The 16,567-nt window shown below is 50.5% G+C and carries 15 protein-coding genes; 7 read left to right on the forward strand and 8 right to left on the reverse strand.

Annotated features, from left to right (window positions below):
- Positions 1-25 precede the first annotated feature (25 nt).
- Entirely contained in the window at positions 26-778 is a 753-nt protein-coding gene (locus tag ACUHMQ_RS07390; RefSeq protein WP_445294812.1) for a gamma-glutamyl-gamma-aminobutyrate hydrolase family protein, read from the reverse strand.
- Between the two features lie 170 nt (positions 779-948).
- The gene (ald, locus tag ACUHMQ_RS07395) at positions 949-2,064 is read right to left on the reverse strand and encodes an alanine dehydrogenase (RefSeq protein ID WP_445294813.1); all 1,116 of its coding nucleotides are present in this window, start codon (positions 2,062-2,064) and stop codon (positions 949-951) included.
- Between the two features lie 281 nt (positions 2,065-2,345).
- Between ald and ACUHMQ_RS07400 the strand changes: the two genes are divergently transcribed.
- Both ACUHMQ_RS07400 and ACUHMQ_RS07405 read left to right on the forward strand, forming a co-directional pair.
- Positions 2,346-2,915, forward strand: coding sequence for a cupin domain-containing protein (locus tag ACUHMQ_RS07400; protein WP_445294814.1), 570 nt, complete (start codon positions 2,346-2,348; stop codon positions 2,913-2,915).
- Between the two features lie 102 nt (positions 2,916-3,017).
- Positions 3,018-4,433, forward strand: coding sequence for an aldehyde dehydrogenase family protein (locus ACUHMQ_RS07405; RefSeq protein WP_445294815.1), 1,416 nt, complete (start codon positions 3,018-3,020; stop codon positions 4,431-4,433).
- Between the two features lie 139 nt (positions 4,434-4,572).
- Here the strand turns inward: ACUHMQ_RS07405 and ACUHMQ_RS07410 are convergent, their stop codons facing one another.
- Complete coding sequence (locus tag ACUHMQ_RS07410) at positions 4,573-5,364, reverse strand: SDR family oxidoreductase (protein WP_445294816.1); 792 nt, start codon at positions 5,362-5,364, stop codon at positions 4,573-4,575.
- A gap of 92 nt (positions 5,365-5,456) precedes the next feature.
- Here ACUHMQ_RS07410 and ACUHMQ_RS07415 point away from each other — a divergent pair, with 92 nt between their 5' ends.
- The 3 genes from ACUHMQ_RS07415 (at position 5,457) to mmsB (ending at position 8,427) form a co-directional block, all read left to right on the forward strand.
- A complete protein-coding gene (locus ACUHMQ_RS07415; protein ID WP_445294817.1) occupies positions 5,457-5,708 on the forward strand; it encodes a hypothetical protein in 252 nt (83 codons plus the stop codon).
- Between the two features lie 84 nt (positions 5,709-5,792).
- The gene (locus ACUHMQ_RS07420; protein ID WP_445294818.1) at positions 5,793-7,289 is read left to right on the forward strand and encodes a CoA-acylating methylmalonate-semialdehyde dehydrogenase; all 1,497 of its coding nucleotides are present in this window, start codon (positions 5,793-5,795) and stop codon (positions 7,287-7,289) included.
- Positions 7,290-7,524: 235 nt separating this feature from the next.
- Entirely contained in the window at positions 7,525-8,427 is a 903-nt protein-coding gene (mmsB, locus tag ACUHMQ_RS07425; protein ID WP_445294819.1) for a 3-hydroxyisobutyrate dehydrogenase, read from the forward strand.
- 135 nt (positions 8,428-8,562) lie between these two features.
- Here mmsB and ACUHMQ_RS07430 read toward each other — a convergent pair whose 3' ends face one another.
- The 3 genes from ACUHMQ_RS07430 to ACUHMQ_RS07440 form a co-directional block, all read right to left on the reverse strand.
- Complete coding sequence (locus tag ACUHMQ_RS07430; protein ID WP_445294820.1) at positions 8,563-9,099, reverse strand: hypothetical protein; 537 nt, start codon at positions 9,097-9,099, stop codon at positions 8,563-8,565.
- 470 nt (positions 9,100-9,569) lie between these two features.
- On the reverse strand, positions 9,570-10,421 hold the full coding sequence (locus tag ACUHMQ_RS07435; RefSeq protein ID WP_445294821.1) for an ATP-dependent Clp protease proteolytic subunit: 852 nt from the start codon (positions 10,419-10,421) through the stop codon (positions 9,570-9,572).
- Between the two features lie 210 nt (positions 10,422-10,631).
- Positions 10,632-11,141 (reverse strand): outer membrane beta-barrel protein, encoded by a 510-nt coding sequence (locus ACUHMQ_RS07440; RefSeq protein ID WP_445294822.1) that lies wholly within the window; start codon positions 11,139-11,141, stop codon positions 10,632-10,634.
- A 161-nt stretch (positions 11,142-11,302) separates the two neighbouring features.
- Here ACUHMQ_RS07440 and ACUHMQ_RS07445 point away from each other — a divergent pair, with 161 nt between their 5' ends.
- Positions 11,303-12,241: a LysR family transcriptional regulator gene (locus ACUHMQ_RS07445; protein WP_445294823.1), complete on the forward strand. Its 939-nt coding sequence runs from the start codon at positions 11,303-11,305 to the stop codon at positions 12,239-12,241.
- A 137-nt stretch (positions 12,242-12,378) separates the two neighbouring features.
- Here ACUHMQ_RS07445 and ACUHMQ_RS07450 read toward each other — a convergent pair whose 3' ends face one another.
- Together ACUHMQ_RS07450 and gcvA are read right to left on the reverse strand one after the other, a co-directional pair.
- Positions 12,379-14,634, reverse strand: coding sequence for a patatin-like phospholipase family protein (locus tag ACUHMQ_RS07450; RefSeq protein WP_445294824.1), 2,256 nt, complete (start codon positions 14,632-14,634; stop codon positions 12,379-12,381).
- A 200-nt stretch (positions 14,635-14,834) separates the two neighbouring features.
- Positions 14,835-15,746: a transcriptional regulator GcvA gene (gcvA, locus tag ACUHMQ_RS07455; protein WP_445294825.1), complete on the reverse strand. Its 912-nt coding sequence runs from the start codon at positions 15,744-15,746 to the stop codon at positions 14,835-14,837.
- 103 nt (positions 15,747-15,849) lie between these two features.
- Between gcvA and ACUHMQ_RS07460 the strand changes: the two genes are divergently transcribed.
- Entirely contained in the window at positions 15,850-16,164 is a 315-nt protein-coding gene (locus tag ACUHMQ_RS07460) for a DUF2917 domain-containing protein (RefSeq protein WP_445294826.1), read from the forward strand.
- The last annotated feature ends 403 nt before the right edge of the window (positions 16,165-16,567 follow it).

Below are 16,567 nucleotides of genomic sequence, written 5' to 3' on the forward strand. Positions count from 1 at the left end.
GGCTGGTAGAAACAGACCTTCCGAACTAACGGCTCGCTTGATACCGCCGACAATCCTCACCAAACGCCTTGAACAGGCTGGTAGAGAGTGGATTGCTGGCGTATTGCCACTCGGGGTGCCATTGCACCGCAAGCGCAAAAGCTTTAGCGTCTTGCACAGAAAACGCTTCAACAAGTCCATCCGGCGCTATCGCCTCCGCCACAAGGCCCTCGCCCAAACGCTCGACCCCCTGGTTATGGATCGAATTGACCTGATATTCCTCCAACCCGCTGGTTCGATGAATCAGACCACCTTGGCTGAACCTGACCGGGTGTGCCGGTCCATACTGGACCTCCAAGCTGGCCGTACTGTCTTCGCGGTGGTCCATCATGCCCGGCGTTTCATGCACTTTTTGCAGCAGTGAACCGCCAAACACCACATTCATTTCCTGAAAACCGCGACAAATCGCAAACACCGGCATGCCGCGTGCAATAGCCGACTTCATCATTGGCATAGCGGTCTGATCACGCGCGGTATCCAGATACTGGCCTTCAGGCAATACGGGGCCGTTGTAACGCTTCGGGTCCACCATCGATGCACTGCCGGTAAACAATAAGCCATCAACAAGGTCGAGTATCGCTTCGGGGTCCTGTTGGTCCCCCAATGCAGGAACCAGCATCGCCAAGCAATCTGCCCCGCCTATCACCGCGGTAATGTATTTCTCACCCACGCAATGGAACGGGTGCAAACCCAGCTGCTTACGATCCGCCACCAGGGCGACCAGAGGTTTACGTTTCATGCTGTTGCTGCCTTTTTCTGCGTGCTCCAGGTCAAACCCCGGAGCACGGCACTACCTGCTGTTAGAATCAGCTCACGATCTTACTGCGCGGCTATGGCCAGGCCTAATGTACTGCGCTGCACCCTGTTGACCGCTGCTCGTGGCAGATCTCAAACAGATTCTTGGATCAGTCAGCCCAACAAGGCGTCAGCTGGTACATAGGCATAGCCCAGATCATTGGCCACGGCCTCGTAGGTGATCTTGCCATTGCATACATTCAGGCCATTTTTCAGATGCACATCGTCCCGCATTGCCTGTTGCCAGCCCTTGTTTGCAATCGCCACAGCATGCACCAATGTCGCATTGGTCAAGGCAATGGTCGACGTACGCGCCACCCCACCAGGCATGTTGGCTACGCAGTAGTGCGTCACACCATCCACAACATAGGTTGGTTCTTGATGCGTTGTCGCCCGGGAGGTTTCAAAACAGCCGCCCTGATCGATCGCCACATCCACCAGAACAGACCCGGGCTTCATCAGTTTCAACATCGCCTTGCTTACCAGCTTAGGCGCTGCTGCACCAGGAATCAGCACCGCACCGATCACCGCATCAGCCTGCTTGAGCTCGCTCTCGATCGCATCCTGGGTTGAGTAAAGAGTCTTGATCCGGCCGCCAAAGGTTTCATCGATTTCCTTGAGGCGCGGTAAAGACCGGTCAAGTATCGTCACATCGGCGCCAAACCCGGCTGCCATACGCGCCGCATGCGTACCCACGACGCCGCCGCCAATCACCGTAACGTGCCCTGGTGCCACACCTGGAACCCCACCCAGCAACACGCCAGACCCACCGGCAGACTTCTCGAGACAACGCGCCGCGGCCTGAATCGCCATCCGACCGGCGACTTCCGACATCGGCGCCAGAAGCGGTAACCCGCCACGGCTATCGGTAACCGTCTCATAAGCAATCGCCACACAACCGCTCTTCACCAAAGCAGCAGTCTGATCAGGATCGGGAGCGAGATGCAGATAGGTATATAAGATCTGTCCCGCGCGCAACATGGCGCATTCCACCGGCTGCGGTTCCTTGACCTTGATGATCATGTCCGCACGCTTGAAGATCTCTTCTGCAGTCGCGATGATCTGCGCCCCGGCAGCCACGTATTGGTCATCAGGGAAACCAATCGCCGTACCGGCATTGGCCTGCACAAGGATGTCGTGGCCATTACGCTTCAGCTCTTTGACGCCGGCAGGGGTCAAACCCACGCGGTACTCGTGATTCTTTATTTCTTTGGGTACGCCGATCAGCATGTTGTTGTCTCCGTTCTTATTTATATGTGCTCAAGGCACCATCCCCATCAGTCCGATGCGTCAAACATTCTCAACGCTTCATCTCGATACGATGTCAAACATATTAGACACCAGCCATTAAACACAGCACAAGAAAGATCGGTTGTGCGCCGCAATAACCCTAATATCAATGACTTCGTCCTAATCGTGTCTGCCAAAGGGCGTAAGGCTGTATAATTTCCGCTCACGCAAGTGTTCACAATTTTGGACACTTTCAACTATCGTGCCGCAAGGAAAATGTTATGACACTGGAAGTCAGTACCCGGCTCAAAATGGTTCGCGAAAAGCATGCGTTATCGCAGCGCGAACTGGCCAAGCGCGCTGGGGTGACAAACAGCACCATTTCATTGATCGAACAGAATCGGGTCAGCCCGTCGATCTCATCCTTGAAAAAGGTACTCGATGGCGTGCCAATGAGCTTGGCTGAGTTCTTTACGTTTGACATAGAAGAACCAGCCCGCCCCTCCCCATTTTTCGAACGTGACCAGATGCCGGATATCGGAGGGGAAGGTGTCAGCTTGTTTCTGGTGGGCCACGGTGTTCACAATCGACATATCACGATGCTGCGGGAAGTATATGAACCCGGTGCAGATACAGGTGCCGAGATGTTGAGCCATGCAGGTCAGGAAGTCGGTATGGTGATACGAGGTGAGATTGAATTGACTGTTGCCGAACAAACCCGCGTGTTGGTTTCTGGCGAAGGCTATTACTTTGACTCGACATTGCCGCATCGATTCCGCAACCGTGGCCAACAGCAAGCTGAGATCATCAGTGCCAGCCTGGTCAGCCCTACTAGTGCACCTGGTTTCTAGGTCTTATTGAAAATAAGGTTTATGCATTACCCGCTGGCCACCAAGGTCAGACGCTTCCCTTCCAGCCATACTTAAATAATTAACGCTTTGGAGAGCGCACTCATGCAACGCTTCGACAAACTATTTATCAACGGCGAATGGGTCCCCCCCCACGGCAGTGGCCACACCACCGTGTTTAACCCTGCGACAGAGGGAGAAGTCGCGCAGGTCTGCAATGCAGACCTGGACGACGTGAATGCCGCATTTGCCGCTGCACGTGCTGCTTTCCCAATCTGGTCCGCCACCAGTGCTGCTGAACGTGCAGACTGGATACGCAAACTGCATTCAGCACTGGAACGGCGTAAAGATGATCTCGCCATGGCGATTACCCAATCGATGGGCTGTCCACTGGAAATCGCCAAAATCATCCAGGTGAACTGCGTCAAAGCCCTCGAGAAATTTGCCGGCCGCGCCTATGAAATGGAAGTGGAGAAACGGATAAACAACTCGTTGGTGGTGCGGGAAGCGGTTGGTGTATGCGCCTTCATTACGCCATGGAACTACCCCCTGTACCAGTTGATCGGCAAGGTTGCGCCTGCGCTTGCCACAGGCTGTACCATGGTGCTCAAGCCCTCCTCTGTTACTCCCTTGCAAGACATCATTTTTGCCGAGGTGGTCGCAGAAATCGGCTTGCCTAAAGGCGTGTTCAATCTGCTTACTGGCAAAGGTGGCGTACTGGGTGATGCGATGGTGACCCACCCTGAAGCCGACATGGTTTCCTTTACCGGTTCCACCGCTACGGGGAAACGCATCCAACAATTGGCTGCAGACAGCATCAAGCGCGTTTGCCTGGAGTTGGGGGGAAAATCTCCCTTCATCATCACTGAAAATGCCCCGTTGGAGCAGGCTGTCAGCTTCGGTGTAAAAGATGTGATGATCAATACCGGCCAGACCTGCATCGCCCTGACCCGTATGCTGGTGCCTGCCAACAAGTATGAAGAAGCCACACAAATCGCCAAGAAGGTGGCTGAAAGCCTTAAGGTTGGCGATCCGCTAGCCAAAGACACCTACGTCGGGCCCATGAGTTCGATGAGCCAACGCGAAACCGTATTGAAATACATCCAGAAGGGCCTTGATGAAGGCGCCAAACTGGTCACTGGCGGCCTGGAACGGCCGAAAGGTCTAACTCATGGCGCCTATGTGAAGCCCACCATTTTCCGGGATGTGCACAACAAGATGACGATTGCCCAGGAAGAAATCTTCGGCCCCGTCATTTGCATGATTCCCTACAACACTATCGAAGAAGCCGTTTCCATCGCCAACGACAGCATCTACGGCCTGTCAAGCGGTGTCTGGGCCGGCACACAGGAAGAAGCCATCCGCATCGCCCGGCGAATTCGTGCTGGCGGCTGTTACGTGAATGGCGGCGACTTCAACTACGACGCCCCATTGGGTGGTTACAAACAGTCCGGTAACGGTCGTGAATGGGGTGAGTTTGGCATTCATGAGTTTTATGAGATCAAGTCTATGCAGCTGTAAGCATTACTTTTGCCATTCTAAAAAGCCGTTTTAAGTAGTGTTAGGCCTTGGCGATCACCAAGGCCTTTATTCAGTTAGGCATTCACTGTGCTGCACAATTGGAGCTACGGACCATTGAGTCAAATAGCCTCTACCTAATTCAGCTGATGGATACACGCCGAATGAGTTGGCGATACAGCGACGGCCACAGTCGCCCTATGGTGGCAGCCCAAATCTCCGCGCCTCCTACACAAAACTCAACTTGTTCCCCATCTAATCCACGCATAATCTGCGCCACACACTTATCTACCGGATATCCCTGGCGCGACAGTGCGTCCATCCGTCCTTGAGGGGTACCATCCGCAAGAAGGGCTGCAGACGGCAATGGTGTTTGGATAAAACCTGGGCAAACCAAGGTAACGCAGATACCTTCACGCCAAAGCTCGGCACGCAGAGAATCAAAAAAGCCATGAAGCGCATGCTTGGCCGCTGAATAAGCAGTCCGGCGTGGTGTCCCCACTTTGCCCATGACACTGCTGATGACAACAAAATGTCCTGCGCCACGAGCCAGCATTCCAGGGAGAACCGCCTTGGTCAGTGCTACTGGACCAAAGTAATTGATCTCCATCAAGGCGCGATCCACTTCTATCGGCGTTTCTCGCGCATAGCTTCGTTGCGCAACTCCGGCGTTATGAATCAGGGTATCGATGCGCCCAAATTTCGCTTCTACTTCAGCTACCGCCCCGCCGAAGTCCGCTGGTTTGGTCAAATCCAATGGCAAAACCATGGGCCGACTCATCCCGCTACAAGCCGTACAGACCCGTTCCAGTTCATTTATGCGTCTGGCAGACAATACCAATTGGGCACCACGTTTTGCCAATGCATGCGCGAGCCCTTCACCTATACCACTGGATGCACCAGTGATCCATACGACACGATTACGGTAGTCCATTGAAGAGAAGTGCAACCTAAATTTTGGAGAACTGACTTTTGCCAATGTAGCGAAGCTTCTTGCTTAGCCCAACCCAAGGAGATCATTGAAAGTTGCTGAGTCACCCACAAAGGGAAAACCCCAATTCAAAACAGGCCGATATTTTGTTGGCCAAACACGACAACACGGCATGTGAAGATTATCGACTCAATCATGGTGGCTTCTATACGGTCTCCCCCACACAGCACGCTAAAACCCAATATATCGCAGGCATTTCGCTAGCCAAGTTATCAGCAGCACGCCGCCTTTCCTACGCGACATCTACCGTACTTAATGCCAGCAGCCATATGTTTATTCAATCCTGATTGACGTCAGCGTAACTCAGGCGCTACAAACGGGCATGCGCAGCCTCTACGTCTGCCTTTACAACAAAATAAATGGAGCGAGACATGATCCCAACCGTAAAGCTACTGATCAATGGTGAGTTTGCAGAATCCCGTACCCGGCATTGGCAAGATGTCTACAACCCCGCTACACAGGAGATTCTTGCACGCGTGCCAATGTGTGGTCCGGATGAGGTAGCGCAAGCTGTATCTGCAGCCAAGGCAGCCTTTCCCATGTGGCGTGCCACACCGATTGCCGAAAGAGCCAGAGTTTTTCTGCGCTTACAGGCATTGATTCGCGAACAGATTGATCTGTTGGCCAATACCCTCACACGCGAGCAAGGAAAAACTTTGCTGGACGCAAAGGGGGATGTATTTCGTGGCTTGGAAGTAGTCGAACACGCTTGTTCCGTGGGCAGTTTACAGCTGGGTGAGTTCGCCGAAAACGTGGCGGGCGGTGTGGACACCTATACAATCCGGCAACCACTTGGTGTCTGCGCGGGTATTACCCCTTTCAACTTCCCGGCAATGATCCCCTTGTGGATGTTCCCGATGGCATGTGTAACCGGCAACACCTTTGTCCTTAAACCCAGCGAGCAAGATCCCTTGACGCCGATGATTCTGGCGGAACTTGCTCAGCAGGCTGGCTTACCACGCGGTGTGCTGAACGTGGTACATGGCGGTGTGGAAGCAGTCAATGCGTTGTGCGACCACCCTGATATCAAAGCCATTTCCTTTGTTGGCTCGGTAACTGCCGGCACCCATGTCTATCGGCGTGCCAGTGAACATGGAAAACGGGTGCAGGCCATGCTCGGCGCCAAGAATCATGCGGTCTTTCTGCCCGATGCCAATAAAGAACAAGCTCTTAATGCCTTGGTTGGTGCCGCATTCGGGGCAGCCGGCCAGCGTTGCATGGCTGCCTCTGTAGCTGTTCTGGTCGGCAAGGCACGCGATTGGATACCCGAAATTGTTTCGCGTGCACAAGCACTCAAAGTGGATGCTGGCCACAAAGCCGGTGCCGATCTTGGTCCCCTCATCAACCGTCAGGCCCTCGAACGTGTGGAAAAACTGGTTGGTCAAGGCATAGAGCAAGGTGCGAAGCTGGAACTGGATGGCCGCTATCCAAAGGTACCGGGTTACGAGCAGGGTAACTTTATCGGCCCTACCATTTTCTCAGGGGTCACTGCCAGCATGCATATCTACCAACAGGAAATCTTCGGGCCCGTATTGTGCATTGTGGAAGTCGATACGCTGGATGAGGCTATTGCCTTCGTCAATGCGAACCCATATGGAAATGGCACCGCGCTATTTACGCAAAGCGGAGCCGCAGCCAGACGCTTCCAACATGACATCGATGTAGGTCAGGTTGGCATCAATGTACCGATTCCCGTCCCCGTCCCCTTCTTCAGCTTCACCGGTTCACGCGGTTCCAAACTTGGCGACCTTGGCCCTTATGGCAAAGAAGTCGTCCGCTTTTACACTCAGACCAAAACAGTGACTTCACGATGGTTTGATGACCAAGTCACCGCTGGTCCCGTCAATACCACGATCACACTACACTGAGCTTTCACTAGCGCCTCTTCAAAGGCTGTGCCTGCGATGCTTATTACAGCTAAAGCCGGGTGTTTGAGACCACAAACCTCCTCACCCCGCTCTGGCCATATGGCCATACAGCTGCTTTCCAGCAACTTTTGGCCGTATCGCATAGATACGCTGGACAGTGAGCCGTTCTAATCAGTGGCTTACCAAGTACAAGTCCGCGCTCAAGCTGACTTAAAAAAATAATATGGAGACAAGCATGTCCGACATCACCTTCATTGGGCTTGGCCATATGGGCGCACCCATGGCTGCCAATCTACTCAAGGCCAATCTTCCACTGAAAGTCTTTGATCTGACCCCCGCAGCTATTCAAGCCGCCGTGCAGCTAGGGGCCAAAGCTACCCCCAATGCACTACATGCGGTAGTGAACGCCGAAGTCGTCATCAGCATGCTGCCGGCCAGTCAGCATGTCGAGGGGCTCTACCTTGGCGAGGGCCGACTAATCCAGGCTATACCGCCCGGTGCATTGGTACTGGAATGCTCAACCATCTCACCGGAAGTCGCACGCAAGGTCCATGCTGCTGCCAAAGCACGGGGTATCCAAATGCTTGACGCACCAGTATCCGGAGGGACTGCTGGAGCTGCTGCTGGTACACTCACTTTTATCGTGGGTGGGGAGAACACCACATTGGAAAGAGCAAGACCCATCCTCGAGAAAATGGGAAAGAACATCTTCCATGCCGGTGGCCCAGGAGCAGGCCAAGTAGCCAAGATTGCCAACAATATGCTGCTCGCGATTCATATGATAGGTACTGCAGAAGCACTCAACCTGGGTGTAGCCAATGGTCTCGATCCCAAAGTGCTCAGTGACATCATGAAAGTCAGTTCCGGCGGGAATTGGAGTTTGGAGAAATACAATCCCTGGCCTGGTGTCATGGATGATGTCCCTGCCAGCCGAGATTATCAGGGGGGCTTTGGCGTCGACTTAATGCTCAAAGACTTGGGCTTGGCCATGGAAGCCGCGCTAGCTACCCGTACCAGCACACCACTGGGGTCAATCGCACGCAACCTATATGCCCTGCATACTAGCCAAGGTAAGGGCACATTGGACTTTTCCAGTATCCAGCAGCTCTTCAAACGGCCGAGTCAAAACCCTGCATAACTACCAACCTAAGACAGCAATGTTCTTTCACAATAAAATAAAGCCGCCAAATTATTCAGCGGCTTTATTTTTTATGTATTTCAAAAAATACCAAGCTAGTTTTCCCATATACGCAGAAAATACTATGAAACTCTATTAAGCCATGCGGACATGCGAAACTTTACGCGTACAACGGCTTACACCATTGATCTTATCCAGATCAATCAGATCAGTGCTGAATCTAAATAGCAAGGGATCAGCTGGACTATTTTTCGGGACAACTAAACTACTCGAACCCAATACCAAACTATCCCTTTTTGAAAGGTATCGAACTTCTTTTTTACTCTGCTCTATCTTCTTGCCAACCACATTAATACAGGCATCAGCCTCTGCTTGATCCATAAGCATCTGTTTTTTATCCAACACAGAATGAGAATGTCCGCGCACATTACTCTTAGCACGTATTACATTCCATTCATTAGGCCTGGAACAATTTAGTCCCTCACCGGGGTTAGAGGTGCTATTCCATGTGTAAACATCAAATGCTGCCTTTTTGGGTAAGCCATCACCCTCACTAGAGTACTGCCCATTTATAGTTTGCTGTAGGCTAGGTATCAGTGAGTATACGGCGACACTGGCAGATGAACACAAGCCTATCAAGCATGTATAAAAGAAAAATTGATGTGGCTGCATTTTATAATTCTCAAAGAGTATCAATAGTCATCAAAAAGCAAACTACTTCGCAATACTTTCTCAGACCCAACAAGCTCTGAACAATTGCTTAAATATCTTAAAAATAATTTAATTAGAATTTACTTATTATTAAGGCCGTAAGTAAGCTTTAACAACTCTATTGCTACTAAGTATGCCACTTAAGAAAAGTAAACTAAATCAACTATTTTTCAAATCTTACTTGAATAAAAGTAAATCATCTCTAAGAGATGTATTTATTCACTTATCTATAAATGACTAACAATAATTTTTCAGACTCGATAGTAGGTAAAATAATGCGGAGGACCTAACTACATCTACAAAAAAGTTAGCACTTGTGCGTAAAATTAGTAACTCCCTATAACAAACCTTCGTATCAAAGCAGTATTTTTATAAGAATTAAGAGATTCAATAAAAACTGTCAGTCGCAAAAACTTATTTTTGCTAATTAACTAAGATATTCGCGTATAAGAAGCTTGATGGGTGCATCGAGTCATTTCACTATTCTCTTGCAGATCAATTAATTCAATGCTGACATTCAGAGAAGATGTATCTGTCTTCTCATACTGATCGGGCAATACTGCACTCAATCCAAATGTCGCCATATCCTTTTCTGAAAGAAACCAGAAATCTTTCGCTCTTGGCGCTACTCGTTGCCCAACCACAGTAATGCATGCATTCACACCCATTTTATCAAAGAGCGCTTTTTCTCTTAGCGCGTCAGCTTTAGCTTTTTCGAGCATTGTGTTTGCAACATGCTTCATATTCCATTCAGCACCTTGCTGGCAGTTCACTTTTCCATCTGGATCGTGCATAGCATTTGATGCACAGACGTTGTAATAATAATCTTTTGCTCTAGATACAGCTTTATCTAACAATTTTGCATAATAACTACCAGACATAGCAGAACCATGCCAAGCCACTATCGACCCTTTCGCTACCTCTCGCTTTCTACCTGCTGGAAATACATAATTTGCGCAAGAAGAGAAACACCCTTTACCGATCACCTTTACGTTTAATTTTTTTTCCAGGACCCATTCAGCCAGAGTCATACCATCGACAATATCTCCACCACTTGATTCGATATACAACCATGTGGCTTTATTTGGCATATTATTATACTTTTGTTTAAGCTCTGCTATGCCTCTAGGCGTAATTTGGTTCCGTACATAGCGAGCCTCCCCCATCGCTTCTTTTAATGTGGGTATAAATGTATAAGTAATAACATCTTCCTGATTTCCATTACTACAAGAAGTAAGTAAAGTTATCAGCAAGAAAAACAGCGCGAGTTTAGAAAATAACATAGATATGCTCAAAAAATATTAGGCATACGCTACTAATACCAAACTAGCATGCCTATCACAGGTAATTAAATTCAAGCTAACTAGAAAACTATTCAATACCAAGTCACTTTAGATTTATAACTAACAGGTACCCAAAAAAGCTTCGGCAGGTAAATAGAGCCACAAATAACCCTACTGAAGTTTTACTGGGTACCTTACTATCTATACAAATCAGAACTTGTACTGTACACCCGCAGAATAAGTGTCAATATGTTGGGAACGGCCTCCCGATGTAGCAATTTGGCTATAACCAGTTTTCATACGGTCATAGTCAACCCGAACTGCCAGATTCTTGTCCACTGCGTAACTGGCACCCAAGCCATAAGTCACACCATCATTGTTACTATTGTTATGCGCCCCCCATCCCAGCTTTCCGAATACCTCGATATCCGAGCTGACGGGCAAGATACCTACTGCACTGGCACGCAGATTCTTATTCGCCATGCTGGTATGACGGTTCTTCAAACCGGTATAAGCGCCTTCCACTGCCAGATTCTCCATAATGCGGTAGCCCACACCTGCACCAAGCCCATTACTAAGATTTTTGATACCTGCAGTCTCTCTGGCATGGGTCACTTGGCCGAATACGTACGTCCCAGTCGTAGCGTCAGCCATGGCCGGTGCAGCACTTAGGCCGGCAATCAATGCACTCAGCACAATGGTCTGTTTGGTCATGGTCATGATGAATTCCTTTACGTGAAGAAAAGAACCGAGCCTAAGCCCGTATGTCGCAGTACTTGCGGCACGGTTCACATTCTGCCGTTTGACCAAATCAAGATAAACAATCAAGTTTTCAACAAATAGTTCTATAATTTAGAACAATATGAGGGGAAGGCCTTACCATGGATCGTTTCCGTGCCATGCAAACCTTTGTTCGGGTTGCTGAACTGGGTAGCTTTGTCAGAGCAGCTGACACACTAGGGTTGTCCAAAGCATCTGTTTCACTGATTGTGTCGGAACTGGAACGCGAGCTAGGTGCGCGCCTTATACAAAGAACAACACGAAAGCTTTCGCTGACAGAAGCAGGGCAAACCTATCTGGCACGATGTCAGGACATCCTGGAGGCCGTAGTCGATGCAGAAAATCTACTTAGCGAGAAGCAGGACCAGGCTCGTGGCGTCTTACGCGCTTATGCCCCTCTGGGTTTCGCCCAACATCACTTGACCCCCGTTCTGCCTGCATACCGTGCGGCATTTCCTGATGTTGCAGTGGAATTGGTGCTTGGAACCCGATCGATCGATCTTGTAGAGGAAGGGTTTGATCTCGCCCTGATATTTGGTCACGAGAAAATGGCCAGCAGCCTGGTCGCACGCAAGCTGGCTTTCTCTGAAATGATTTTGTGCGCAGCACCCCAGTACCTTGCTAGGAGTGGCGTACCAGAGCGGCCTGCCGACTTAACGAAGCATGCCATTCTACAAAGCAATAACAACAAAAACCTGGATCGCCTTTTTCGTGGCGAAAACGAAGCCGTTGCCGTAACGTGGCCCACGCCTGCACTTAGCTGTAATGCATTGGAAGTACTACGTGCATGTGCACTGAATGGCATGGGAATCGCCCTACTACCCTCTTATGTAGCAAGCGAATCCCTGCGTGAAGGCACCCTCGTCAGGGTACTGCCAGAATGGCGAGCCGGCCAATTCGACCTTTATATGGTCTACCCCAGCCGTCGGTTCTTATCCGTTAAAGTCCGGGCAGCTGCGGACTTTATTATCGAACGCTTCCAAACCTTCGCTGCCGACCCTAGCCGGGACCCTTGGCTAAACTATCAGCCGCTGAAGTAACTGAGCTGCCTTGATCGCATTTCCAATAAGACAACTGTTCCATTGCCCATAATCGTGGCCAACACAGTGGAAGCATATCTGGCTCCAAGCGGCCCCTTACGGGGCCTTTAACCGGCACACTCGGTATCAGTCGCTTTTCAGAAGCCGCCATTAATGTTCAGAAAAATACGCGCTTTTTTGTTATCACCGTAACCTACGGCTAAATATGCAGGGCCAATACGCGTATCACTCCCAACAAACAATGCTAAGGACTGATGTGACTCCGATGAAGACCTAAGTTGATAGCCTCGTCGATAATCCTCGTTATCCCAAATGCGATACCTATCCCAGATTCTGGCACTCTCCAAGGATATTCCAATAAAACCCGCATTGCTAAACATGGAAGAAAACTTAACCAAATCCCGTGAAAGTCGAACTTGAGTGCGGATTATTCTTTGCCCACGAAGCTGATCGTCAGCGTAACCCGACAGGTTGAATAGCCCCCCCACTGAAGGCATTAAATCAACTTGCTCATCACTACTAATTGCACTACCACTCATACCTACCAGTAATGACCATTTACCAGCTCTAAAAGCCTGCTTCAAATCTAAATTAGCTAGGTAAAGCTTACTTCCAGTGCCAATATCATGCATTGAGCGAAATGCCTCGAGATGGGCATAGGTACCCGAACGTGGGTATTGTGCGCTATCCAGTTGGTCGTAACCAAGACTCAACCGTATTCCCCCATCATCTTGGGTATTCTTAATGCTCCTTGGATCAATACTAGAAGCTAAATCCGGGATCAAACGAGCTATTGTGAAACGCGACTTGGCACGTTCCACGCCCAGCCGGACTTCCCCCCAGCGCCCCCATGTGGAACCAATATCAAAACGGATAACCCGGCGCGTTTTTCGTATGCCAGCGATCTTGATTTCGTCGTCAGAATATAGAGGTATCGACCTGCTATTCACACTCCCATTCAATGCAATGAATAGTTCACTATTCAACGCAAGCGGTTGGTAGAACTCACTAACTATCCCCCGCTTTTCTCCAATCAAGACCCGGGTCTTCCAATCCGCACCTAGCGAATTCATCCACGTTCGCTTGTATTGGGCTGATAACAGAAACCCCGATTCATCTTCAAAGTCGGTACGCAATCCTAAGCCCAAGTCCAGATATCGAGGACCCCAAGGCTTTTCCCTGGCCGACAAACTGATTGCATGACCGTCCTGGGCAGGTACAAGGTGGTAATCAATCTGCTCGAAGTCGTCACGGCCATACACATAGTCAAGCCGCTGCTCCAGCGCATCTACATCCAGGGGCTTACCCAGCTTTACATCCAGCAACTCACGCAATATCTCGGGGTTAACAAAACGCGTCGGCTCAACATCCACAGATCGGATCAATCCAGGCTTGAATCGCCGTGAATCAATCTTGGTACGCCAAGCCGCATAGTCTTCCTCACTCATACTCAATGACTGCAACTTGGGTAACAGGTCACGCGCCGCGCGCTCACCAACCTGCTGTGCAGTTTCAACTTCTGTAAAACTGGAGGACGACATCGTGCCAAGACTGGGACGGATTAAGATATCCCGCTGGGTCAGCTTTCGGACCTGCTCATCCACATTACGCTGCGTCAATACCCGCATGGTCTGGTCGGAAATCGCCAGCACATCGCTCGCTTCTTTGCGGCTCAGCAAGGGCGAGCCAACATCCACCGCGATCACGACATCGCCACATACACCTCGTGCGACATCCACTGGCAGATTGCGTGCAATACCGCCATCAATCAACACACGGGTGTCCCGCTCCACGGGCGGAAACACACCCGGCACGGCCATGCTGGCGCGCATCGCTGCAGACAAGTCTCCGCGTGATAACACAACCATGTCCCCACCTTCCAGGTCGGCAGCGACAGCCCGATAGGGCATGGGCAGATCATCGAAGTATTCCACCGTTGCACCTTGCACGAGGCGCCGGATCAATAGATCCACCTTCTGGGTACCCAGTGCACTCTTGGGAAACAGCAATTGCCCGTTATCAGACAGACCCAACTGGAACCCTGCCAGCCCAACCCAATCATCCTGCTTATCGTGGTAACGACGTTGCGCCCGATTAGGCCGGTCATTCAATACATCGTCCCAGTCAATCGCTTTCACATCGGTGCTGATTTCACCCGCTGTCCGTCCCGTCGCATACAGACCGCCCACCAGCGCCCCCATACTGGTTCCCACCACACAATCGACTGGAATGCGTGCTTCTTCGAGTACTTTCAGTACACCAATATGCGCCAAACCCCGGGCGCCACCGCCCCCCAATACCAATGCAACACGAGGACGTTCAGGTTCCGCTGCGTCAGCGGCATGTACCGTCAAAAGCCCTACAAGAACAGCAAGACGAATAGAAAACAGCATTAAAAATTTCCGAATAAAAATATAGCAATGCGATCAGTTAAGAACCTGTTCACTAACTTACTGCGTAGCTGTCATCAGGGCTTATGCGCTGCTCGCAATCCTCATGTACCCAAGTACATTCCGATTCTGGCGCTGCGCTCACCCTGCTGACAGCTGCTCGTGACAGATCTTGAACAAGTTCTAGGATTTGTTATCGCTTATCACACTGCGGACTGTACCTCCGTCTTTAACCAGTCGATAAACACTTGAAGAACCGGACGATAGGGAGGTGGGCCAGCAGTAACGAGCCAATAAGACCAATGAGAGGGTAGGGTTAGTTCAAACAATTGTACTAACCGACCGGCAGCCAAGTCATTTTGAACCAACGAACGGCGCGCTAATCCGATCCCCTGCCCTTCTACCACCGCGTGTACCAAAAGCCCGGAGTCGTTGAAGATCAAGCCTTGATTGGGTTCTGGCCAGTCCAACCCAGCCAACTCAAACCATGGCCGCCAGGGCTCACCAACCGATCGTAACAAATTCCTGCCCGCAAGTTCTGCAGGTGCCGAAGGCAAGCCATTTGGCAAGTGTGGGCTCGCTACCACCAGGAAGTGTTCATCAAAAAAGTGCTCGGCATGCAAGCCAGGCCAGCTCCCGGTCCCCATCCTGATCGCCAAATCAATGCCACTTGGTCCACCAAGCTTTTCCAAGGTAGCCGATGGCTGTACCCAGAGCTCAACATCGGGGCGAGTCTGAATAAATCTCCCCAGCCTGGGAGTCAACCAACGCGCAGAAAAAGACGGCAAGGCAGTCAATGTAATTCGAGGCCGCTCATGCTCACGTTTGATATCAGCCAGCTCCTGCCCTACCCCTACAAGAAAACGGTTAAGACAGATAGCCAGGCGCTTACCCTCAGGTGTCAAGGTAAGCCGCCGTCCTTCGCGTACAAACAGCAGATAACCTAACTGGGCTTCGAGTGCTTTTATCTGGTGGCTGATTGCCCCCGGCGTAACAAACAGCTCTTCTGCAGCACGCACACCCGAACCCAAACGCGCCGCAGCTTCAAAAGCTCTTAATGCAGGTAAAGAAGGCAACCGCCCAGGCGAAGAAACCAGTGAGTCTATTTCAATCATTTGATGAAAAAGCGTCGATTGTGTGACTGCATACCCAGCTCCCAGAATCTTATCCGTCGAGAAGGGCCAAGCACATGTGGAATGAGCAAGAGGAACACTAAAAATGTTTAATAAGAATTTCATTAAATACGAACAATCGCTCCAACGCAATCAGCTGTATGCTTTGCATAGCAACCAATGCGTGTGCATAACATGCCGTAAGGGGGATGCATGGATTACCGAGGCGAATGGCATTGACATCATTTTGCTTACCAACGAACAGTACCAAACCCAGTGCAACGGCTTGGTTATCATTGAAGCACTGAGCGATGTACAGCTGCAGTTACAAACCATACCCACCAGAAGAACTTGGCTTGCACGCATGGGCAATGCCACGCAAAAGCGTCTGCGATACCTATTCCACGCAGCACCCCACTAGCCATTTTTTAGGTTGGCAAGTAGTGGTTTCGCTGTTTGCCTTCGGACAACAATGGCAAGGGCAGATGGACCTCTTGCAGGTAGTATCGGCCTGGAAGTCCCGTCAGTGGTTTAGCTAAAACCTTACTATCTGGTCGGTGAGATCGACAATTTCAAAGTCTCACCATTCGGCCGCAAAACCGGCAAAGGTAAATAGCACCGTCTTAAATTCGATTAGCCGTTGTGACTTGGATTTGCGTTCCGCAAACTCCCATAAACTGTACAAAAATCCGTATCAGGAGGCCGCCAACCGCGGGGATACGGTGCATCAGGACCAACATGTAGGCAATACATGAAGCCTGAGCACTGTGCCATCGGGGCTCACGACCGGGGTACGGCTTTGCCAACAGTTTTGGAAGGTCAGT

It is taken from the genome of Chitinimonas violaceus, from assembly GCF_052601015.1.